This window comes from Consotaella aegiceratis (assembly GCF_036541425.1).
In the GTDB taxonomy this organism is placed as follows: Bacteria; Pseudomonadota; Alphaproteobacteria; order Rhizobiales; family Rhizobiaceae; genus Consotaella; species Consotaella aegiceratis.
On the sequence record NZ_JAZHFT010000052.1, the window covers coordinates 1 to 20,674 of the forward strand.

The window sequence follows — 20,674 nt, forward strand, 5'->3', positions numbered from 1 at the left end:
ACATGACACGTCGGAAAACCTCTCAAACCCCAAAGCAGGATAAAGGATAATCCCACTCCAGAGCCGCAGACTTCCGCCGCCCACGCTTCTCTTTCTTCTCTCTCATATGCAATTGTCAAAAAACACGGCCAACGCTGAACGTTTGCCGGCGACCGGATTGCCGAAGCTTCTCCTGCCGTTTGAGGGTCGCCAAAAGCGGCTCTCAGGAAACAAGACCGGCGGGACACAAAATCGAACCGGATCGACCGATTGTGCCAGATCCAGTTCGGTACAGGTCTTTCAGACCCGCCGTGGCGCCGCCGCCGTCTTGGTGGCGCTCATATAGGGGAAGCCTGATGCCCCTGTCAACGCCGCCCTTCGCAAAAAGTTCAAGCTCGCCCGCAAGCCCACTTCCGACTCGTTCTTTTCGCGACGTCCTCCGCGCACAAAGCCCCTCGGAATCACCGGTTTTCGGCGGATTCCACAGCAATCCACAGCTTGCTTTCGGCCCTGCCGGCCACCGATTGCGGTCGGCCTGCGACCGGATGGCGCATTTGCGACCTGGCGTTTGTCGTTGCGGCGACCCCATCGGCCATAGAAGGACGGTCGATCCCGCTTCGAACAAGTTTCTCCGTCAATTATTCGCCTGACGAACAGTTGACACGGACGAACCGGGTCACGCTAATCGGCCTGGATTTTCGGCCGCCCAGATCGTCATATCGGCAGCCCGGTCGATATTCGACCGTCACGCCGATATTTCGCCAAGTTGTTCGACGAAGGCGGACCGGAACGAGCCAAGGAACGTGATGAAACGCCAGGAGCATGTGACGGTCAACGTAGGAAGCCATCCGCCCCTGCTGGCGGATCGCCGGCGTAGGCCCGATCGCCGCCAGGTTTCGTTGCGCTGGCTCGGCGGCACGTTGCTGACCGGACTGACTTCCACCGCGCTCATGGGCATTGCGCTGTCTGCCGCGCTCGACGGGCACGAGTCGGCTTCACCTCCCTCGCCTCTGAGCCGCGCCTTATCTCCGGGCGATCTCGTCGAAAAGGGAGACCGCGTCTTTACCGCGATCGTCCCCGCCAATCGCAGCCGGCGGACGCTGGAGATTTCCACCCTGGTGCGCGACGGCGACAGCGAGGTCATTCGGGCGCGCCCCTTTGCCTATGTCGATATGGCGCTCGGGCTGCGCCATCCGGTCTCGACCGACTATCCCGCGTTCGATCCGCTCAAGATCTTCAGCGACGACGACAGCAATTCCGCGGACGTCGCGGAAGCCGACACCGGCCTGATCTACGGCACCAAGGTGGAAACGGAGGTCACGCTCAGCGTGAAGCCGTTCGACTTCTTCGACAAGGCGTTCGACCGCTCGGGCACGCCATCGACCGAGCAAGCCGAGGAACTGGTGCGCAGCGTGGCCGGCAAGGTCGGCGACCAGCCGTTACAGGTCGCCTCGCTCGCTCCCGTCGATGCCTTCGCCTTCGATCCCTTTATGGATGCCTCCGACTACGAGCCCGGCTCCGCATTCCGGATCGTCACGGAAAACGTGTCGGTTGCCATTCCCGACGACGCCGACCAGACGACGCAGCGCTATTACGAAGAGATCATCCCCTTCCACGATGATCAGACCATTGCCGATGCAATGGCCGAGATCGGCTTTACCGACGACACGACGGCCGCCGCCGTCGCCCGCCTGGCGGAGATTTTGGGCACCGATACCCTGGAGGCCGGCCGCGTGCTGCGGGTCGGCATCGAGAACGGCAAGGCTGGCTCGCACCCCGTCCGTCTTTCCGTCTACGACCGCACGCGCCACGTTCTGACCGTCACCCTCGCCGAGGACGGCTCTTTCCAGCCGTCCAAGCCCCCCGCCTTCAGCCAGGCGGTGGCGCAGGCCTTCGACGGCAACGCCACCGAAGGCCCGGTTCGGGAGACGATGCCCACCGTCTATGACGGGATCTATCAGGCCGCGCTCTCCTATGGCCTGACCACGGAATTGTGCCAGCGCCTGCTGCGCATCCTGGCTTCGGACGTGGATTTTCAGGCGAGGCTTTCGCCTTCGGACGAACTGACCGTGGTCTATTCACTGCCAGCGGACGACGCGACCGCCAGTCCGGATTCCGAGATTCTCTATGTCTCTGCCCAGTTCGGCGATGCCACCAAGACCTATTATCGCTTCCGGGCCTCAGACGGGCGCGTCGATTACTACGACGACGAAGGTCACAGCTCGAGGCAGTTCCTGTTGCGCAAGCCGGTTCCGAATGCGCGCTTCTCCTCCGGCTTTTCGGCAGGGCGCCGTCATCCGGTCCTCGGCTATACCCGTCCCCATTGGGGCGTCGACTGGGCGGCACCTCGCGGCACCCCGATCCTGGCGGCCGGAGATGGCGTCGTGGAAAGCGCCGGATGGGCCACCGGCTATGGCCGCGAAACCGTCATCCGGCACGCCAATGGCTACGAGACGGTCTACGCTCACCAGAGCGGCTTTCTCAAAGGGCTCAAGTCCGGCGACCACGTCCACCAGGGCGAGGTCATAGGCTATGTGGGCTCGACGGGGCTCTCCACCGGCAACCATCTGCATTTCGAGATACACGTGAACGGCAAACGTGTCGATCCGATGCGCATCAAGCTGCCGTCGGGCGATTCGCTCGAAGGCGCCGATCTCGTGGCCTTCGAGCATGAGCGCGAGCGCGTCGACAGCCTTCTGGAAGAGCAGACCGCACCGATGCGCGTCGCCGGCCGGTAGGCCAGGTCAGCCAACCCGCCGGCAACGGCATGATGCCGGCATGCGGCCGACGCTCCGAAGCGATCCTCAAGCCGATCGGTCCTGATCCGGATCCGCAACAGCATCACGCCTGTCCCGGTCACGCGCCAATTCCTGCGCCAGGGCGGCGCGTTGCTCGTTCTGGACCAGCGCGATGGCATCGACGGTGACCGGAGTTCGGGCCGCCTGCTCGACGAGCGTCCGGCTGAGCCCGATGTCGTCCAGAATGTGATCATCGACGGTGAGAAGCGAGCGGAACGCTTGACGCCGCAGTCGCTGGCGCCGACGTGCCACGGTCCAGGTCCTAGCCCGGCTGATCCAATCCTCGCGGCTCGTCTCCGGCTCGTTCTCTCCAAGGCGGGCGTAGAACACTCGTTGCAACATTGGTCGTCTCCATCCTGTGTGTTGACGAGGATGGTGCCGAAGCGTTACGGTTGAGTCCAACGAAAAGATCTCACTTTTGATATGAGATAAACTCAAAGATAGGAGCCGGCATGAACCGGGCTGCCCTTTCTCCCGTCGTCCCGGCCGCCGCGCGGCTTGAGTTCGACCTCCTGCAAACGTTCGTCGCCATCTGCGAGAGCGGCAACTTCTCGAAGGCGGCGGAACGGGTCCACCGCACACCGTCCGCCGTCAGCCTCCAGGTCAAGAAGCTGGAGGAGACCTTGGGCCGCGAATTGTTTCGACGCGAGGCCCGCGCCGTCACCCTGACCGGCGACGGCGAAGTGCTGCTCGGCTTCGCACGCCAGCTCCTGAAGCTCAGCGACAAGGCGATGGCCTATTTCATGACGCCGCCGATGGAGGGGAAGGTTCGCTTCGGCGCACCGTTCGATTCCGGCGTGATCGCCATTCCCGACCTTCTTGCCCGGTTTGCCTCGACGCATCCGCATGTGGAGGTTGATGTTCGGCTGGACTCGAGCCGCGAGCTCCGACGCCTTTGCCGCGCGGGCGAGATCGATCTGGCGCTGATGTCCTGCGACGAAAGCAATGGGGAAGGCCTGGAGATCGTGCACACCGAGCCGCTGGTCTGGGTCGGCTTGCGCCATGGCCAGGCCGTCGAACGATCGCCGATCCCGTTGGCTCTGGCCGACTCGGGGTGCTCATGGCGATCGAGAGCGTTGGCCGCGCTCGACGCGGCCGGAATTGCCTATCGTGTCGCCTATTCCAGCGAGTACTGTCAGGGCCAGATCGCCGCGGTGAAGGCGGATCTCGCCATCGCCCCCCTGCCCCTCAGCGTTGCCGAAGCGCCCTTCGTGCGGCTGGATGGAAGAACCGGGCTCCCCTCGCTCGGGTCCTACGACGTCCAACTGATGCGCCGACCGGGCTCCGGCCCCGTGACCGACGCCCTGAGCGTGCATATCGTCGATTGTTTCCAGGCGATTGCCGGCCGCAATGTGCGGATGTTCGCCTGACGGGACGGTCGCCGCCGCCCGGTTCTCAGGTATCGGAACCTTTCGGCAGAGCGTCCAGAACGGCGGACCGGTTCCCGCGGAAAGCCGCAGCTTCGGGGGGCTCCGTCGCCGCCCTATCCTTTCGGCTGCACCCGAGACTGCGCGCGCCAGAGATCGATGCCGCCTTCGAGGGCGAAGCTGTCGATGTCCTTCAGTTCGTCGCCGGAAAAGTCCGGCGTCGCGAGGCTCGCCAGCGAATCGTCGAGCTGGGCCACCGTGCGAGCCCCGATCAGCGCCGAGGTGACGCGCTCGTCGTGAAGCACCCAGGACAGAGCCATCTGCGCCAGGGACTGGCCACGCCGCTCGGCGATGCCGTTGAGCCCCCGGATACGCGCCAGATTGTCCTCGCTAAGATACCCTTCCTTGAACGAGCCCTTCTTGGCTGCGCGCGAGTCCGACGGCACGCCGCCCAGATATTTCGAACTGAGCAGGCCCTGGGCGAGCGGCGAGAAGGCGATGCAGCCGATGCCGAGTTCGCCGAGCGTATCGAGAAGCCCATCCTCGACCCAGCGGTTCAACATCGAATAGGACGGCTGGTGGATGACGAAGGGCGTCTTCTGCTCCTTCAGGATCGCATAGGCCTGCCGGGTCAGTTCCGGCGAATAGGAGGAGATGCCGACATAGAGCGCGCGACCCGAGCGCACGATGTGGTCGAGCGCGCCCATCGTCTCCTCCAGCGGCGTCTCGGGGTCGGGGCGATGGTGGTAGAAGATGTCGACATAGTCGAGTCCCATGCGCTTCAGGCTCTGATCGCAGGAGGCGATCAGATATTTACGCGAGCCGAAATTGCCGTAGGGTCCCGGCCACATGTCGTAACCGGCCTTTGACGAGATGATCAGCTCGTCGCGATAGGGGCGGAAATCGAAATCCATCCAGCGGCCGAAATTGGCTTCGGCCGAGCCGTAGGGCGGCCCGTAGTTGTTGGCGAGATCGAAATGGGTGACACCGCGATCGAAGGCGCGGCGCAGGATGGCCCGGCCGGTCTCGAACACGTCTGTGCCACCGAAATTCTGCCAGAGGCCCAGCGAGATCTTCGGAAGCTGCAATCCGGACCGGCCGCAGCGGCGATAGGACATGGCGGAATATCGGTCGTCGCCCGCGACATAGGTCATCGGAAACCTCCCTGGAATCGGCTGGATGTGGCGCGGCATGGCGCGCCGAGAAGAGAGATCACAGCATAGCGCCACAGACTGTCAGGGCAAGTCGACGAGACTTTCGGGAAGTCGCGAGGCGCCAGTCTCGCGCCGATCGAAGCCGTCAGCGGCAGTAGGTCGCGCCCTGCCGACGCGCGGCGAGGTCTAGATGGAAATGCGTCGCGTGATCCGAGTTGCTGCCCGGCCCCAGCACGGTCTTGAACGGACCGCAGGCCGCATTCCGAACGGAGCGCTGGAAGGCCTCTTCCGGCGACCCCGGCTCCTGCGTCTTCACCGGCACGTCGTGGTCGCCGACGACGAAACCGGAGATGTCGACGCCGCTGCCACGGCTGTGTTCGGAAATCTTGCTGCCGCCGACGCGCTGACGGCAAACATAGGTGGATGCGGTCCGCACGAGCGTCGGCGTCCCGCCGTCGAACGTCTGCCGGGCGGCAGGCATTACGCTGTCGGCGACCCAGCGATCCAGCGCCAGAGCCGTCTGACACAGAAGAACCGTCGACGGCTCGACCTTAGCGCCGGTCGACAACCGATCGATGGCGATCGGGCGAAGCACGCCGCACTGGCCGTCGCTGATCGTGTCGGCCACGTGAAATTTCACGCCACGCTTTTCGAGCTCGGCCTCGCATCGCTGCGCCGCAACGACCATGGCGGCAGCCTCGGTCGCCTGCGCCGGATCGAAGACCGGTTCGTCGGGATAGGTCTTGACCAAGGGCTCGTCGGGAATGGGCGGCACCGATGGCTTGGCCGCTTCGCTCGACTCGTCGTCTGTCTCGGGCTCGCCTTCGGCAGCTTTCGGCTCTGCTGCCTTGTTGTCCCCTTCCGAGGCTTCGTCGCTCGCCTCGGGCATATCCGGCGCAGGGGCCTCCGCCGCAGACGGGAGATCGGGTGCGGGCTCCGGAGTGGGTGGCTGGGTCGGAGCTTCCTCGACAGGCGCTACGGTTTCCCGCGGACTGGGCAAAGGCGCGCTTTCCCCACTGGGAAGCCGCGGCGCGGCATCCGCCATGGGCGCGAAATCGAGAACCAGCATCGACGCCAGACAGAACGCGCCGACACGATGAAACGCTGTCACTCGATTTCGCAAAGCCTCGCCTCCGCTGCCAGCCTATTCGGCGAATTCGACTGTCACGCCCGGCTTGACGATCTTGGCGAGCTCGGCCGCGTCCCAATTGGTCAGGCGCACACAGCCGTGGCTGTTGGTCTTTCCGATCAGTGAGGGCTCGGGCGTTCCATGGATGCCGTAGGTCGGCTTGGACAGCGCGATCCAGATCGAGCCCACCGGACCGTTGGGACCCGGCGGAATGGTCAGTACGCCGTCATTGTTGCCCTGCTTGAAGTTGATCTTCGGATTGTAGGTGTAGCTCGGGTCAAATGCGATGCGGCTTACCTCGACGGTTCCGCTCGGCGACGGCGTATCGGACGAACCAATGGTGGAGGGATAGGCGGCTACCAATTCGCCGGCCTCGTCATAGGCCCGCACCTGCTCACGGCCCTTGTCGGCGATGATCCGGACAACCGGGGTCTGGACCTTCTCGCCCACCGCCATCACCTTGATGATGGTCCCCGGACGGTTGAAGTCGGCGCCCGGATTGATCTCCTTCAGATAGCCCTCGTCCATATGAAAGCGCTCGGCCAACATCTCGCTCGGCCGCTGATACGACAGCTCCGGCAACTGCGCCTTTTCGCCGTAGTCCTCCGGGATCGAGGCCACGTAGGGGCCCGCTGCGTCCTCGGCGGTGATCGTATAGGTCATGATCGCCGGTCCGCCGGTGGCGTCCAGCTCTTCGACCAACGCCTGGGCGTCGGTCGGGTCGATGGTGCGGCCGTATTTCTCCTGATAGGAGGCGACGGCCTTGTTGACGTTCGAGCCCATGCGTCCGTCGATGACGCCGGGCGAAATTCCCGCGCGGTCGAGGATCACCTGAAGAGCCGCGATCTGGGACTTGGCGTTCTTGCCCTTGGGTCCTTCGATGACCGGAGCCGGATTGCTCTCCGGCACGGTCGCGGACGAACCCGAGGAGCCGGGCACCCCGCTGTCCGGGCTGGCGCCATACCCGTTGTCGTCCCAGCCGGAATTCGGCGTTCCAAGCGGCTGCGGGGCGCTATCGCCGGTGTTGTAGCCGCTATTGTCGTAGGGATCGGCGGAAACCGGCGCCAGCGGCTGGCCGCCCGGCCCCATCGGCACGTAACGGTCGTCCGAGGGGAGGTTGCGGACCTGATCCTGATAGCCGCCCTGGAAGGTCTGGCGACGCGGCTCCTGTACCCCGACGATGCGGCCATAGGCATCGACGGTCACCCGCCGGCCGAACTCGTCGACATAGGTGCGCGTCGCGCTGCTGCGAGCGGCCGGATAGCCGGGATCGTAGATCTGCGCCATCTGCACTGGCTCCGGCGGCACCGGTGCGTCTTGCGCCAGGACCGCCGTCGGCGGCAACAGGGCGCCTGCGACGACAAGGACCGAGAGGATATTCGACGACATTCGTTTCTGCTCCACCACCAGCCAAGCGGACCTTTTTGGAAAGGCTAAAATTGTAACGCCGCACATCTCGAATCGATGCCGTGGGCGAGGCCTCATGGTTAATCAATGATGACTGAACGAGACATGAAGATGGCCGAACAGGGCAATCGTCCGTCAACCATGCCGAAGGGTTCGCCAGCCGTCCGGATCCAACGCGACTGAGGCCGGTACGTGCTAGATGATAGCCAGCGGTTGCTTGCGCCGAGGTGGAGGAAAGGCCTGGTCGAGCGCCACGCAATCTTCGTCCGTCAGGTCGATCTCGTCCGCCACGGCATTCTCGTGGACATGGTCCAGCCGGCCCGCTTTGGGAATGGCGATCACCCCGGCGCGCCGGATGGTGAACGCCAGCGCGATCTGCGCCGGGCTGGCGTCGTGGCAGTCCGCGACCTCGACCAGCGCCGGGTCGTGCAGCATGCGAGCGCCGCCTTGCCACAGCGGCGAATAGGCCATGGCCGGCATGCCGCGCTCGGCCATCCATGGGAGGAGATCGAACTCGATGCCGCGCTCCTCCAGATTGTAGAGGATCTGATTGACGGCGCAGTCCCGGCCACCAGGAACCCTCAGCAGTTCCTCCATGTCGGATACGTCGAAGTTGGAGACGCCCCAGCGCAGGATCTTGCCCTCGGCGATCAGCTCCTGAAAAGCTTCGATCGTTTCCGCCAGCGGGTAGCCGCCGCGCCAGTGCAGCAGATAGAGATCGAGACGGTCGGTCCCGAGCCGGGCCAGACTGGTCTCGCAGGCCTCCTTCGTTCCTTCGCGCGACGCATTCGACGGCATCACCTTGGACACCAGGAAGACCTCGTCGCGCCGCCCCTCGATCGCCTCGCCGACCAGTTCCTCCGAATCGCCGGCGCCGTAGAGCTCGGCCGTATCGATGAGCGTCATGCCTGCATCGAGCCCGACACGCAGGGCCCGCAATTCGTCGCTGTAGGCGTTCCGGCCCTCCCCCATCATCCAGGTTCCCTGCCCGAGCACCGGAACCGTCGCGCCGTCCGCAAAGCTGACCGTTCGCATGATGATTCTCCGCTGATTGACCCAACGATAGCCCGAGGCGGCTCGACCCGCCAAGCAGCCCGATCCGGAACCCGTCATCCGACCGGACCGTTCTTTAAGCCAAACAACCCGATTGGGAGAACGAACATGTCCGACGTTTCCGTGGCCGCCGACCATATCGAGGCAAGCCGGGTGAGCGGCACCGAGGTCTACAACACCGAAGGCGAGCACCTGGGACACATCCAGGACTTCGTGCTCGGCAAGCGCGATGGCGCGGTCAAATACGCGATCCTGTCGTTCGGCGGCTTTCTGGGGTTCGGCGAGGAATATTATCCGCTCCCCTGGCAGGTCCTGAAATACGACGAGCGCCAGGGTGGTTACGTTATCGGCGTGACCATCGATCAGCTCAAGCAAGGCCCGCGCTACGGCGCGGCGGAATCGCCGAGTTGGGCCGATCCGGCCTACGGCCGTTCGATCGACGACTATTACGGCGTGATGGCCCATCCGATCGTGTAACCGTCAATTGCGAAGCTCTGATGCTCTGAAATAGTGAAAAGGGCGGCCAAACGAGCCGCCCTTTTCCTTGCCATCATTCGCCGGGACGCCTCGCTCAGGCGGCCACGCGGTCGCCGGGCGCATCGGCCTTGGAACCGACCACATGGAAGATCAGGTGGTCGCCGCCAGCCGAGATCTTCAGCCGGCTTTCGTCCTTGATCTCGCCCATCAGGATCTTCTCGGCGAGCGGATCCTGCACCTCGCGCTGGATCACGCGCTTCAGCGGCCGGGCGCCGTAGGCAGGATCGTAGCCCCGTTCGGCCAGCCATTCGCGCGCCGTTTCATCGAGTTCGATGACGATCTGCCGGTCGGCCAGCAGCTTCTCTAGCCGCGCCATCTGAATATCGACGATCGCGCCCATCTCGGAGCGATGCAGCCGGTGGAACAGGATGATCTCGTCCACGCGGTTCAAAAACTCCGGCCTGAACGAAGCCTTGACGACATTCATCACCTGCTCGCGCGCGGCTTCGGCATCCTCGTCCTGGCCGAGCGAGGTCAGATATTCCGCACCCAGGTTGGAGGTCATGATGACCAGCGTGTTGCGGAAGTCGACCGTCCGGCCCTGACCGTCCGTCAGCCGGCCGTCGTCGAGCACCTGCAGGAGCACGTTGAAGACGTCCGGATGCGCCTTTTCGATCTCGTCGAACAGGATCACCTGATACGGCCTGCGGCGCACCGCTTCGGTCAGCGCTCCGCCTTCCTCGTAGCCGACATAGCCGGGAGGCGCGCCGATCAGCCGGGCGACGGAGTGCTTCTCCATGTATTCCGACATGTCGAGGCGCACCATCGCCGTCTCCTCGTCGAAGAGGAAGTTCGCGAGCGCCTTGGTCAACTCCGTCTTGCCGACGCCGGTGGGGCCGAGGAAGATGAACGAGCCGATCGGCCGGTTCGGATCCTGCAGTCCCGCGCGGGCCCGCCGGACCGCCTTCGACACCGCCTGCACCGCCTCGCCCTGGCCGACGACGCGCTTGGCCAGCTCGTCTTCCATGCGCAACAGCTTGTCGCGCTCGCCTTCCAGCATCCGATCCACCGGAATGCCGGTCCAGCGGGAGACGACGTGAGCGATGTGATCGGCCGTCACGGTTTCCTCGACCATCGAGCCGCCGTGGCTTCCGTCATGCTCTTCGGCCTCTCTCAGCTCGCGTTCGAGCTTCGGGATCTGGCCATAGGCCAGTTCTCCGGCACGCTGGAACTCGCCCTTGCGCTGGGCAATGGCGAGGTCGTTGCGGGCTTCGTCCAGACGGCGCTTCAGCTCGGCCGCAAGGCCCAGCTTCGACTTTTCCGCCTGCCAGGCCGACGTCAGCCGTGCCGATTCCTCTTCGAGGTTGGCCAGCTCGGTCTCGAGCCGCTCCAGCCGATCCCTTGAGGCGTCGTCGGTCTCCTTCTTCAGCGCCTCGCGCTCGATCTTGAGCTGCATGACGCGGCGGTCGATCTCATCCAGCGCCTCGGGCTTGGAATCGACCTGCATGCGCAGGCGCGATGCGCCCTCATCGACGAGGTCGATCGCCTTGTCCGGCAGAAAACGATCGGTGATGTAGCGATTGGAAAGCTGGGCCGCAGCCACCAGCGCGGAATCGGAGATCCGCACCTGATGATGCTGCTCGTACTTCTCCTTCAGCCCGCGCAGGATCGAAATGGTGTCCTCGACCGTCGGCTCCTCGATGAAGACCGGCTGGAAGCGGCGCGCCAAGGCGGCATCCTTTTCCACGTGCTTGCGGTATTCGTCGAGCGTCGTCGCGCCGACGCAGTGGAGTTCACCGCGCGCGAGCGCCGGCTTCAAGAGGTTGGAGGCGTCCATCGCCCCGTCCGCCTTGCCGGCGCCGACCAGCGTGTGCATCTCGTCGATGAACAGGATGATGCCGCCGGCCGCGGCCGTCACCTCCGAGAGCACGGCCTTCAGCCGCTCCTCGAATTCGCCACGATATTTCGCACCGGCGATCAGCGCGCCCATGTCGAGCGCCATCAGCTGCTTGTCGCGCAGGCTTTCCGGCACGTCACCGTTGACGATCCTAAGCGCCAAGCCTTCCGCGATCGCGGTCTTGCCGACGCCGGGCTCGCCGATCAGCACCGGGTTGTTCTTGGTGCGGCGCGACAGAACCTGGATGGTGCGGCGGATCTCGTCGTCACGGCCGATGACCGGATCGAGCTTGCCCTCGCGCGCGTCCTTGGTCAGGTCACGAGCATATTTCTTGAGCGCGTCATACCCTTGCTCGGCCGAAGCCGAGTCGGCCGTTCGCCCCTTGCGCAGATCGTTGATCGCCTGGTTCAGCCCCGTCGGCGTTACACCGGCCTTCTTCAGAAGGTCGGCGGTCTTGGCCGACTTCTCCATGGCGAGCGCGAGCAGCAGCCGTTCCACGGTCACGAAGCTGTCGCCGGCCTTTTTGGCGATCTCTTCGGCCGTGTTGAACACCTTGGCCAGCGGGCCGGCCAGATAGATCTGACCGCTGCCGCCGGAAACCTTGGGCATGGCGTCGAGCGCCGCATTGACGGCGAGGCGAACGTCCTGCGGGCGGCCGCCGGCCGCCTCGATGAGACCGGAGGCCAAGCCTTCGTCGTCGTCGATCAGGACTTTCAGAATGTGCTCGGGCGTGAACTGCTGATGGTCGCGCGACAAGGCCAGCGTCTGCGCCGATTGAATGAAGCCGCGGACCCGTTCGGTGTATTTCTCAGGATTCATGAAGCGATGTCTCCTTTCGGCCGATCACCCTTCTCGAGGCGTAATCCGGCGAGGGTTGGAGTTCGGCCCCCGATTTCGGCGAGCCGTTCGCTCTGAGATATGTGGATGCAGGGCCTGCTAAGCAAGACGCAAAGCGGGCCGGCACACCCGCCGGTCAAAAAGAAAAAGCCCCGGCGGCGAGCCGAGGCTTTTTGCGTTTCATGGAGCCTAAACCGGCCGTCGCTCTTTGGATGACGGCCCCTGTCGGTCTCTTGCCGACCGTTCAGCCGTTCGAGGCCAGCAGGAAGGAAGGCAGTTCGTTGCCCTCGGCATCGGAGGCTTCGTCGCTCTTCTTCTTGCGCGGCCGGCCGGGCTTGCGCTTCGGCTTGTCCTCGGCCGCCGGAGCGGCTTCCGCCGCAGGTTCCGGCGTGGCTGGCTTGGTCGTACGCCGCCGGCGGACCGGCTTTTCGGCAGGAGCGTCATCCGGTTCGCTCGCGACAACCTGAGGCGCCGCTGCAACGGGCGCTTCAGGCGCCTCGGCGGCAGCCTCGATGGGCGTCGCCGTATCGCCTGTCACCGTGTCGGTATCGCGGTTCCGGCGGGAGCGGCCACGACGACGGCCGAGCCCGGATTCGTCTTCGCCCGCTCCGGCGCGAGACTCCTCGCCGTTGGCCCGCCCTCGATTCTCCGAGGGCGTGTCGTCCCGGCGGCCACGCTCCGAGCGATAGCGCATCTGGGCATCGCCCTGGCCAGCCTCGCCCGAGCCCGGTCCATTGACGTAGGGCTGCGGCCCCACGCCGTTGACGCTCTGCCGGTCGAACTGATCGCGGCCATCGCCATTGCCCTGGCGGCGATCGCTGCGCGCGAACTGGTTGTCCTGGCCCTCGTAATCCTCGTCATCGTCCGAATCGCGACTGTCCCGCTCCTCGCGTTGCGGCTGGAACTGGGCCTGCGCGGCGGCGATGATGCGATTGTAGTGTTCGGCATGCTGCAGATAGTTTTCTGCCACGACGCGATCGCCCGAAGCCGAAGCATCCCGCGCCAATGCGGCATATTTCTCGGCGATATGCTGGGCCGTACCCCGGATCTTCACGTCGGGGCCGTTCGATTCATAACTGCGCGAGAGTGGATTGGGCCCTTTGCGTCCGCGTCCACGCATACGCTTGTTCTGCTGTCCTGGCCTCATGCTCTTCCTGTCTTCGATGATATCCGGTGTATCGCCGGTTAGGCCCCTCACCGCGAAGGACAATGCGCCACTTCGCATAGATGCGCAGCACACGCTTTGCGCGCTGCCGTTTCCAAGAATTAATTGCCGATTAGGCCAAGCGATCCACACCGCCAGTTCTGCGGGCGGCTTCAAGCCATCTCGAGCATCCCTTGCCAGTCGTCCGCCGGTTCTGACGGTTCGTGCGCGGTGGGATGTCCCCCTCGATTTTCCGCAATGTAGGCAAACCCTAGAGTCTTCATCGGCAGGCCACAAGCGTTTTTTGCCACCACCGTATGAAAATTCTGCGTCAGTTTGCCATCGGAACACCGCCGCGACGAAACCAAAGCGCCCGCTCGACCCCAGCAAGGTCCTGCAAAGCCATTGCGCAGGAAAAACCGCTCTGCGCAAAGAGATTCTTAACGGCGCGACCTTGAGCCAACCCTATCTCGACCAGCACGCTGCCTGTGTCCATGAGAATATGCGGCGCTTGGCCGGCCAAGGCGCGATAGGCGTCAAGCCCGTCAGGACCGCCGTCGAGCGCCAAATGAGGATCGAAATCGCGCACTTGTGGATCAAGGCGGCCGATCTCGTCATGTTCGATATATGGGGGATTGGCGACCACCACATCAAGGGGGGCGGCGAGCGCCGCGAGATAATCGCCCTGGACAGGAAGGAAGCGGTCGGCCACGCCGGCCTCTTGCGCATTGACCCTGGCGGTCAGCAGCGCCCCGAAGGACAGATCGATCGCGATCGCCTCGGCTTGCGGAACCGCCGCCAGCAGCGAGACGGCAATCGCCCCGGTTCCCGTCCCCACGTCGGCGAACACGCACTGGCCTTTCGCCGCGACCACCTCGGCCAGCGCCTTCAGGCTCAGGTCCACGAGAATTTCGGTGTCGGGGCGCGGCTCCAGCGTCTCGGGCGACAGGCGAAACTCGTGATCGTAGAAGGCGCGCCGACCCAGAATCCGATGCACCGGTTCGCCCCTGAGCCGCCGTTCGACATGCGGCTGAAGACGATCGAGCCCGGTTTGAGGGGCTAGGTCCTGACCTCGCAGAATCAGGCCGGCCCGATCGACGTCGAAGGCCGCACCGACCAACAAGCGGGCGTCGAGATCGGGCGTCGCAAGCGACGCTTCGGCAAAGCGCCGACGCGTCTCGGCCAGAACCTCGGCGAGCGTCGGCATCGTCGGCGCTCCGTCAGCCTTCCGCACCGACGGCGGCCAGCCGTGCAGCCTGGTCCTCGGCCGTCAGGGCATCGATGAGTTCGTCCATCTCGCCCGCGATGAACCGGTCGAGCTTGTAGAGCGTCAGGTTGATGCGGTGATCGGTGATCCGCCCCTGCGGGAAATTGTAGGTGCGGATGCGCTCCGACCGGTCGCCGGAGCCGACCTGCGTGCGCCGTGCCTCCGAGCGCTCGCTGTCGGCGCGCTGGCGTTCGAGATCGTAGAGACGCGCCTTCAGGACCTCCATGGCGCGCGCCCGATTTTGGTGCTGCGACTTTTCCGAGGAGGTGACGACGATGCCTGTCGGAAGATGGGTGATGCGCACTGCGGAGTCCGTCGTGTTGACGTGCTGCCCGCCGGCGCCGGAGGAGCGCATGGTGTCGATGCGGATGTCCTCCTGGCGGACATCCACGTCGATATCGGCAGCTTCCGGCAGCACCGCGACGGTGGCCGCCGACGTGTGGATGCGGCCGCCCGATTCGGTCTCGGGCACGCGTTGCACCCGATGGACACCCGACTCGAACTTGAGCTTGGAGAACACGCCGCGCCCTTTGACCGAGGCGATCACCTCCTTGTAGCCGCCGACGTCGCCTTCGCTGGCGGACAGGACCTCGACCTTCCAGCCGTGCAATTCGGCATAGCGCTGATACATGCGGAAGAGGTCGCCGGCGAACAGCGCCGCCTCGGAGCCTCCCGTGCCGGCCCGGATTTCCAGAATGGCGCCCTTCTCATCCGCCTCGTCCTTCGGCAGGAGCAGGATCTGGATCTGGCCGGCAAGCTCCTCGAGCCGGTCTTCGAGATCGAGCAGTTCGGCCTCCGCGAGTTGTCGCATCTCGCGCTCGGCCGAAGGATCGTCGCGCAGCGTCTCGAGATCGCGCGCCTCCTGCTGCGCCGATCGATAGGTCCGGATCGCGGCCACGATGGGCTCCAGACCCGCGTAATCGCTGGCCAGCCCTGCAAAGTCGGCGCGATCGCCGCCCTTGGCCATCTCCGCCTCCAGATAGGCGAAGCGCTTGACCAGCTCGTCCATGCTGTCTTCAGGCAGTGTAACCATGTCTGTTCTATTTCAGATTGGGAGCGCGATGCTCCGCGCCGCGGGGCGGCTCGACGAGCGCCCCGCCAGCAACGCGAATCAGCGCCTGTTCCCCGCTAATATGGGATCGAATGAGTCTTGGCGAAATCCACCAGCAGATCGCGCAGCTGGATGGAGCTTGGCGCGGCGTCGACGAAGCCGTTGACCACCGGCGTCAGCGCCGCCACGTCGAGCTGCATGAGCGCCGCCTTGACCGGCCCGATCGCCGCCGGCGCCATCGAGATCGAGCGGAAGCCGAGCGCGATGAGCGCGAGTGCCGAAAGCGGCCTCGCCGCCAGTTCACCGCAGAGCGTCACCGGAACGCCATGGCGGCGGCCGGCTTCGACGATCGAGCGCAGGGCCCGCAGAAACGGCGCCGAAAGCTCGCCGTAGCGTCCCGAGAGCCGCGCATTGCCGCGGTCGATCGCGCAGAAGAACTGAAACAGGTCATTCGAGCCCACCGACACGAAGTCGACGATGCCCATCAGCTCGTCCATCTGGAACAGGAGCGACGGCACCTCGATCATCGCACCGAGCTTGATCTTATCGGGCAGCACATGGCCGAAACGGGAGAGATGGTCGATCTCGCGCTGCACGAGTTCGCGCGCCGCGTTCATCTCTTCCAGTTCGGTGACCATCGGGAACATGACGCGCAGTTCACGGCCACCCGCCGCCTTGAGCAGCGCCCTGAGCTGGGTGCGCATCAGGCCGGGCCGATCGAGCGTCAGCCGCAGGGCGCGATAGCCGAGCGCCGGGTTCTCTTCCGGCGTCTGGTGCAGATAAGGCAGCAGCTTGTCACCGCCGACGTCGAGCGTGCGGAAGGTGACCGGCCGGTCGCCTGCCGCGTCGAGCACGGCGGAATAAAGCCGCTGCTGCGCGACCACCTTGGGCATGGTCGAGGCGATCATGAACTGCAATTCGGTCCGGAACAGACCGATCCCGGCGGCCCCGGATTCGTCGAGCTGCGGCAGGTCCACCGTCAGGCCGGCATTCATCATCAGATCGATGGCGATGCCGTCCTTGGTCTCGGCCGGCAGCCCGCGCAACGCGCGGTACTGCTCCTGACGCTTGGCCCTGAACTTGACCTTCTCGGTGAAGACGGTCTCGACATCCGACGGCGGACGCAGATGAACGCCGCCGTCATCGCCGTCGACGATGATGGCATCGCCCTTCTCGGCCATCGAGACGGCGCCCTTGGCCTGTCCCACGACGGGAACGCCCAAGGCGCGCGCCACGATCACCACGTGGCTGGTGGGCGTGCCCTCTTCCAGAACCACGCCGCGCACGCGGTCGCGGCGGTAGTCGAGAAGTTCGGCCGCGCCCATCGAGCGCGCCACCAGCACCGCGTCCTGCGGGCCGTCGGCCTCGGAGTCGTCGGGGCCGTCCATCAGCTGGCGCAGCAGCCGATTGGCCAGGTCGTCGAAATCGTGCAGACGCTCGCGGATGTAGGGATCGGTCATGTGCATCATGCGCGCGCGCATGTCGCTCTGGACCTTTTCCACCGCCGCCTCGGCCGTCAGACCGTTGCGCACCGCCTCCTCGAGCCGCCGCACCCAGCCGCGATCATGGGCGAACATGCGATAGGCTTCGAGCACCGCACGGTGCTCGCCCTCGACCGCGATATCCCGACGCGACAGGAGGTCCTCGATCGCGACACGCAAGGCGTCGAGCGCGCCTTCCAGGCGATCGATCTCCGTCTCCACGTCCTCGTTGAAGAGGTTCATGACGACGACGCGCGGCTCGTGCAGGACTACGCGGCCCAAGCCGATGCCATCGGACAGCGGCGTACCGGTGAAGGACACCGGGCGCGTCAGGTCGAGCTGGACGCCGGGTCGCGACAGCCCTTCCAGGCTGCCGGCCGCGATCATCTCGGCGACGACCATGGCGACCGTCTCCAGCGCCTCGACCTCTTCCTCGCGATAGATCCGCTTGTCCTTGTTCTGCACGTCGAGCACGCCGAGCGTGCGGCCGGCGCGCAGAATCGGCACGCCGAGGAAGGAGTTGACCATCTCCTCCCCGGTCTCCGGCAGATAGGTGAAGGCGGGGTGCTTCTGTGCCTCGGGCAAGTTCAGAGACCGCGCTGTCGCCGCGATGGTGCCCACCAGGCCTTCGCCGAGGCGCAGTTGGGCGTGATGCACGGAGCCAGGATTGAGACCCTCGGTCGCATAGAGCTCCAGCACGCCGTCGGCCCGGAGCACGTAAAGCGAGCAGACCTCGGCCACCATGTTCTTGGCGATCTGGCGCACGATCTCGTCGAGCCGCTGCTGCGGCTCGAGCGGTTCGGCCATGAGCCCCCTGATGCGCCGCATAAGGACGCGCGGGCCTACTGGATCGCCAGTCTCCAAAGGATCCATCTCGTCTTCTAGTGCATCGGGCGGCCAGCCGGCCGACCAGGATGTCCGAAACGACGGGTCCGTGCCAAAGAAGGACGAACCAGTCGCGTCACACTGTCAAGCTTTGTCCAGACCGTAGATCGAATGCAAGGTCCGCACGGCAAGCTCCGTAAACTCGCCGTCGATCAGGATCGAGATCTTGATTTCCGAAGTGGTGATGGCGCGGATATTGATGCCCCGATTCGCCAGCGCCTTGAAGGCTGTGGCTGCAACGCCGGCATGGCTCCGCATACCGATGCCGATGACCGAAACCTTGGTGAGACCGCCCTCGCTCTGCATGGCGTCGTAGCGCATCTCGGATTTCGCTTTTTCCAGAATCGACATCGCCTTCGGCAGATCGCCCGCCGGCACGGTGAACGTCATGTCGGTGCGCGTGCCGTCCTCGGAAATCGACTGGACGATCATGTCGACATTGACACCTTCGTCGGCGAGCGGCCCGAAGATCGTCGCCGCCACGCCCGGTCGGTCCTCGACACGCCGCAGCGAAATCTGTGCTTCGTCCTTGGCGTAGGCGATGCCTGTCACGACCTGCTGTTCCACGATTTCGTCCTCGTCGCAAATGAGCGTTCCCGGCGGATTGTCGAAATCTCCCATGCCGGGCGCGTCAGGATCGTCGAAAGAGGACCGGACGAAGGTCCGGACCTTGTGCACCATAGCGAGTTCGACCGAGCGCACCTGCAGCACCTTGGCGCCGAGCGAAGCCATCTCCAGCATCTCCTCGAAGGAGACGCGGGCCATGCGCCTAGCCTTCGGCTCGATGCGCGGATCGGTCGTATAAACACCGTCGACGTCGGTATAGATATCGCAGCGGTCGGCCTTTACGGCCGCGGCGATGGCAACCGCGCTGGTGTCGGAACCGCCCCGGCCGAGGGTCGCGATGCGATTGTCCGGCGCGATTCCCTGGAACCCGGCGATCACCGCAACCTGCCCCTCGGCAAAGCGGCGCACGATCTCGCTGGCGTCGACGTCGTCGATGCGAGCCGCGCCGTGCGCTCCGTCCGTCTTCAGCGGAATCTGCCAGCCCTGCCACGACCGCGCATTGACGCCCATGGCCTGCAGCGTGATCGCCAGAAGCCCCGAGGTCACCTGTTCGCCGGACGCGACGACTGCGTCATATTCGCGCGCGTCGTGGATCGGCGAAGCCGCGCGGCACCATGCCACCAGTTCGTTGGTCTTGCCGGCCATTGCCGAAACGACCACTGCGACCTGATGGCCGGCATCCACCTCGCGTTTGACATGCCGCGCCACATTCCGGATGCGGTCGATGTCGGCCACCGAGGTGCCACCGAATTTGAGAACCAGACGCGCCATTTTAGAAGAGCCGTTGCCCCGTAGGAGCTTGTCGTGCCAAGCCGTCGTCGAGAATCGGAATGCGCGAAGCGACGGGTAGGGCCGCGTCGCGCGGCGAGCGCGGGCTGAGTACCCGAATTGAAGCGTGACCGCAAGATTCGCGAACCCCGATCGCGGCTTGACTTTATGACGAGACTCCAGACCTTCCTACGCACGAAACGATACCCGAACGGACCAAAGACGATGAGCCAAGCGGCACACTCCACCATCGACGCCGATGAAATCGACCGCTTCTCGCGCCTGGCACGCGAATGGTGGAACCCGGCCGGCAAGTTCAAACCGCTGCACAAGTTCAATCCGGTACGCCTCGACTATATCCGCGAACAGGTGTCGATGAACTTCGGTCTCGACCTCAAATCGGTGCGTCCGTTCGAAGGGCTCCGCCTGCTCGACATCGGCTGCGGCGGCGGCCTGATCTGCGAGCCGATGGCCCGGCTCGGCGCCGAGGTGGTCGGCGCGGACGCTTCCGAAACCAACATCGAAGTCGCCAAGATCCACGCCGAACAGTCGGGCCTCGATATCGACTATCGCGCAACGACGTCCGAAGCTCTGGAGCAGGCCGGCGAAACGTTCGACGTGGTGCTGGCACTCGAAATCGTCGAGCACGTCTCCGACGTCGATCTCTTCCTCAGCTCTTGCGCAAACATGGTCAAACCGGGCGGCCTGCTCTTCGTCGCGACCATCAACCGCACGCCGAAGGCCGGCTTCATGGCGATCTTTGGCGCCGAATATGTGCTGCGCTGGCTGCCGCGGGGCACGCACCAATATTCCAAGCTGGTGCGCCCGACCGAGATTGCGGCGCCGGTGAAGGCTGCCGGACTGACGATGGTCGACGAGACCGGCGTGGTCTATCGCCCGCTGTCGGACTCGTTCGTTCGCTCGCCGGATCTCGACGTCAATTACATGGTGTTGGCCCGCCGGCCGGACGATGGGGCACCGACCAAGCCGGCCAGCCGCAGCAAGGCGCCCCGACGCGCCCGCGCCGCCAAGACGTCGGATTGAACGATACGGCCCCGCGCAGGCGGGGATGAGCGCAACGAGGTGCGTCGGTGCGAACGGCGGCACCATCCTGGCGAGCCGCACGGGACCGAAAGCTGCATGTCGAAAAAGATGGGCGCGGCGAGTGATGAGGGGTTTTCGAGGTGCTGCCGCGCCCTTGAGAGTTAAGATTGAAGATAGCCGGTAAGGTCTATCCTTCGGGCACCATATAATCAGGCCGCTTGTGCCAGGCTGAAGCGCAGCCCCTCCGAAAGAAAATTCTTCAGCACAGACAATCGTTTGCCGCGACCCAAAATATCGGTACGGCCTCATCCGGTCATCAGTCGAACCCATCCTCGCCCGCAACGGCGCCGCTCAGTCCACGATCTGCAT

14 protein-coding genes and 1 pseudogene are annotated in these 20,674 nt (G+C 64.8%); 4 read left to right on the forward strand and 11 right to left on the reverse strand.

Annotated elements, in window-relative coordinates; translation table 11 throughout:
• The first annotated feature begins 785 nt into the window (after window positions 1-785).
• Window positions 786-2,717, forward strand: a complete 1,932-nt coding sequence (locus SMD10_RS21945) for a M23 family metallopeptidase (protein WP_331687884.1) — start codon at window positions 786-788, stop codon at window positions 2,715-2,717.
• A gap of 66 nt (window positions 2,718-2,783) precedes the next feature.
• On the opposite strand, the gene SMD10_RS21950 is transcribed toward SMD10_RS21945, so the two are convergent.
• Entirely contained in the window at window positions 2,784-3,119 is a 336-nt protein-coding gene (locus SMD10_RS21950; protein ID WP_331687885.1) for a hypothetical protein, read from the reverse strand.
• A gap of 110 nt (window positions 3,120-3,229) precedes the next feature.
• Here SMD10_RS21950 and SMD10_RS21955 point away from each other — a divergent pair, with 110 nt between their 5' ends.
• Entirely contained in the window at window positions 3,230-4,147 is a 918-nt protein-coding gene (locus SMD10_RS21955; RefSeq protein WP_331687886.1) for a LysR substrate-binding domain-containing protein, read from the forward strand.
• A 113-nt stretch (window positions 4,148-4,260) separates the two neighbouring features.
• Here the strand turns inward: SMD10_RS21955 and mgrA are convergent, their stop codons facing one another.
• The 4 genes from mgrA to SMD10_RS21975 all read right to left on the reverse strand — a co-directional run bounded on the left by mgrA (window position 4,261) and on the right by SMD10_RS21975 (window position 8,869).
• On the reverse strand, window positions 4,261-5,298 hold the full coding sequence (gene mgrA, locus SMD10_RS21960; protein ID WP_331687887.1) for an L-glyceraldehyde 3-phosphate reductase: 1,038 nt from the start codon (window positions 5,296-5,298) through the stop codon (window positions 4,261-4,263).
• A gap of 145 nt (window positions 5,299-5,443) precedes the next feature.
• Window positions 5,444-6,409: an extensin family protein gene (locus SMD10_RS21965; RefSeq protein ID WP_331687888.1), complete on the reverse strand. Its 966-nt coding sequence runs from the start codon at window positions 6,407-6,409 to the stop codon at window positions 5,444-5,446.
• Window positions 6,410-6,442: 33 nt separating this feature from the next.
• Window positions 6,443-7,816, reverse strand: coding sequence for a L,D-transpeptidase family protein (locus SMD10_RS21970; protein ID WP_432757299.1), 1,374 nt, complete (start codon window positions 7,814-7,816; stop codon window positions 6,443-6,445).
• Window positions 7,817-8,029: 213 nt separating this feature from the next.
• Window positions 8,030-8,869, reverse strand: coding sequence for an aldo/keto reductase (locus SMD10_RS21975; protein WP_331687889.1), 840 nt, complete (start codon window positions 8,867-8,869; stop codon window positions 8,030-8,032).
• Window positions 8,870-8,995: 126 nt separating this feature from the next.
• Between SMD10_RS21975 and SMD10_RS21980 the strand changes: the two genes are divergently transcribed.
• Window positions 8,996-9,364: a PRC-barrel domain-containing protein gene (locus tag SMD10_RS21980; protein ID WP_331687890.1), complete on the forward strand. Its 369-nt coding sequence runs from the start codon at window positions 8,996-8,998 to the stop codon at window positions 9,362-9,364.
• 94 nt (window positions 9,365-9,458) lie between these two features.
• On the opposite strand, the gene clpB is transcribed toward SMD10_RS21980, so the two are convergent.
• The 6 genes from clpB to SMD10_RS22010 form a co-directional block, all read right to left on the reverse strand.
• Window positions 9,459-12,080, reverse strand: a complete 2,622-nt coding sequence (gene clpB, locus SMD10_RS21985) for an ATP-dependent chaperone ClpB (RefSeq protein ID WP_331687891.1) — start codon at window positions 12,078-12,080, stop codon at window positions 9,459-9,461.
• Between the two features lie 262 nt (window positions 12,081-12,342).
• A complete protein-coding gene (locus SMD10_RS21990) occupies window positions 12,343-13,245 on the reverse strand; it encodes a DUF4167 domain-containing protein (protein ID WP_331687892.1) in 903 nt (300 codons plus the stop codon).
• 328 nt (window positions 13,246-13,573) lie between these two features.
• Window positions 13,574-14,449 (reverse strand): peptide chain release factor N(5)-glutamine methyltransferase, encoded by an 876-nt coding sequence (gene prmC / locus SMD10_RS21995; RefSeq protein ID WP_331687893.1) that lies wholly within the window; start codon window positions 14,447-14,449, stop codon window positions 13,574-13,576.
• Window positions 14,450-14,462: 13 nt separating this feature from the next.
• Complete coding sequence (prfA, locus tag SMD10_RS22000) at window positions 14,463-15,542, reverse strand: peptide chain release factor 1 (RefSeq protein ID WP_331687894.1); 1,080 nt, start codon at window positions 15,540-15,542, stop codon at window positions 14,463-14,465.
• 95 nt (window positions 15,543-15,637) lie between these two features.
• Complete coding sequence (ptsP, locus tag SMD10_RS22005) at window positions 15,638-17,848, reverse strand: phosphoenolpyruvate--protein phosphotransferase (protein WP_331687895.1); 2,211 nt, start codon at window positions 17,846-17,848, stop codon at window positions 15,638-15,640.
• A gap of 162 nt (window positions 17,849-18,010) precedes the next feature.
• Window positions 18,011-19,264: an aspartate kinase gene (locus tag SMD10_RS22010; RefSeq protein ID WP_331687896.1), complete on the reverse strand. Its 1,254-nt coding sequence runs from the start codon at window positions 19,262-19,264 to the stop codon at window positions 18,011-18,013.
• Between the two features lie 222 nt (window positions 19,265-19,486).
• On the opposite strand from SMD10_RS22010, the pseudogene ubiG reads away from it, so the two are divergent.
• Window positions 19,487-20,227: pseudogene (gene ubiG, locus SMD10_RS22015) on the forward strand (bifunctional 2-polyprenyl-6-hydroxyphenol methylase/3-demethylubiquinol 3-O-methyltransferase UbiG); the annotation flags it as partial.
• Between the last annotated feature and the right edge of the window lie 447 nt (window positions 20,228-20,674).

Coding starts and splice junctions, on each gene's coding strand:
- SMD10_RS21945 (WP_331687884.1), top strand. CDS start 786: ATGAAACGCCAGGAGCATGTGACGGTCAACGTAGGAAGCCATCCGCCC.
- SMD10_RS21950 (WP_331687885.1), bottom strand. CDS start 3,119: ATGTTGCAACGAGTGTTCTACGCCCGCCTTGGAGAGAACGAGCCGGAG.
- SMD10_RS21955 (WP_331687886.1), top strand. CDS start 3,230: ATGAACCGGGCTGCCCTTTCTCCCGTCGTCCCGGCCGCCGCGCGGCTT.
- mgrA (WP_331687887.1), bottom strand. CDS start 5,298: ATGACCTATGTCGCGGGCGACGACCGATATTCCGCCATGTCCTATCGC.
- SMD10_RS21970 (WP_432757299.1), bottom strand. CDS start 7,816: ATGTCGTCGAATATCCTCTCGGTCCTTGTCGTCGCAGGCGCCCTGTTG.
- SMD10_RS21975 (WP_331687889.1), bottom strand. CDS start 8,869: ATGCGAACGGTCAGCTTTGCGGACGGCGCGACGGTTCCGGTGCTCGGG.
- SMD10_RS21980 (WP_331687890.1), top strand. CDS start 8,996: ATGTCCGACGTTTCCGTGGCCGCCGACCATATCGAGGCAAGCCGGGTG.
- clpB (WP_331687891.1), bottom strand. CDS start 12,080: ATGAATCCTGAGAAATACACCGAACGGGTCCGCGGCTTCATTCAATCG.
- SMD10_RS21990 (WP_331687892.1), bottom strand. CDS start 13,245: ATGAGGCCAGGACAGCAGAACAAGCGTATGCGTGGACGCGGACGCAAA.
- prmC (WP_331687893.1), bottom strand. CDS start 14,449: ATGCCGACGCTCGCCGAGGTTCTGGCCGAGACGCGTCGGCGCTTTGCC.
- prfA (WP_331687894.1), bottom strand. CDS start 15,542: ATGGTTACACTGCCTGAAGACAGCATGGACGAGCTGGTCAAGCGCTTC.
- ptsP (WP_331687895.1), bottom strand. CDS start 17,848: ATGGCCGAACCGCTCGAGCCGCAGCAGCGGCTCGACGAGATCGTGCGC.
- SMD10_RS22010 (WP_331687896.1), bottom strand. CDS start 19,264: ATGGCGCGTCTGGTTCTCAAATTCGGTGGCACCTCGGTGGCCGACATC.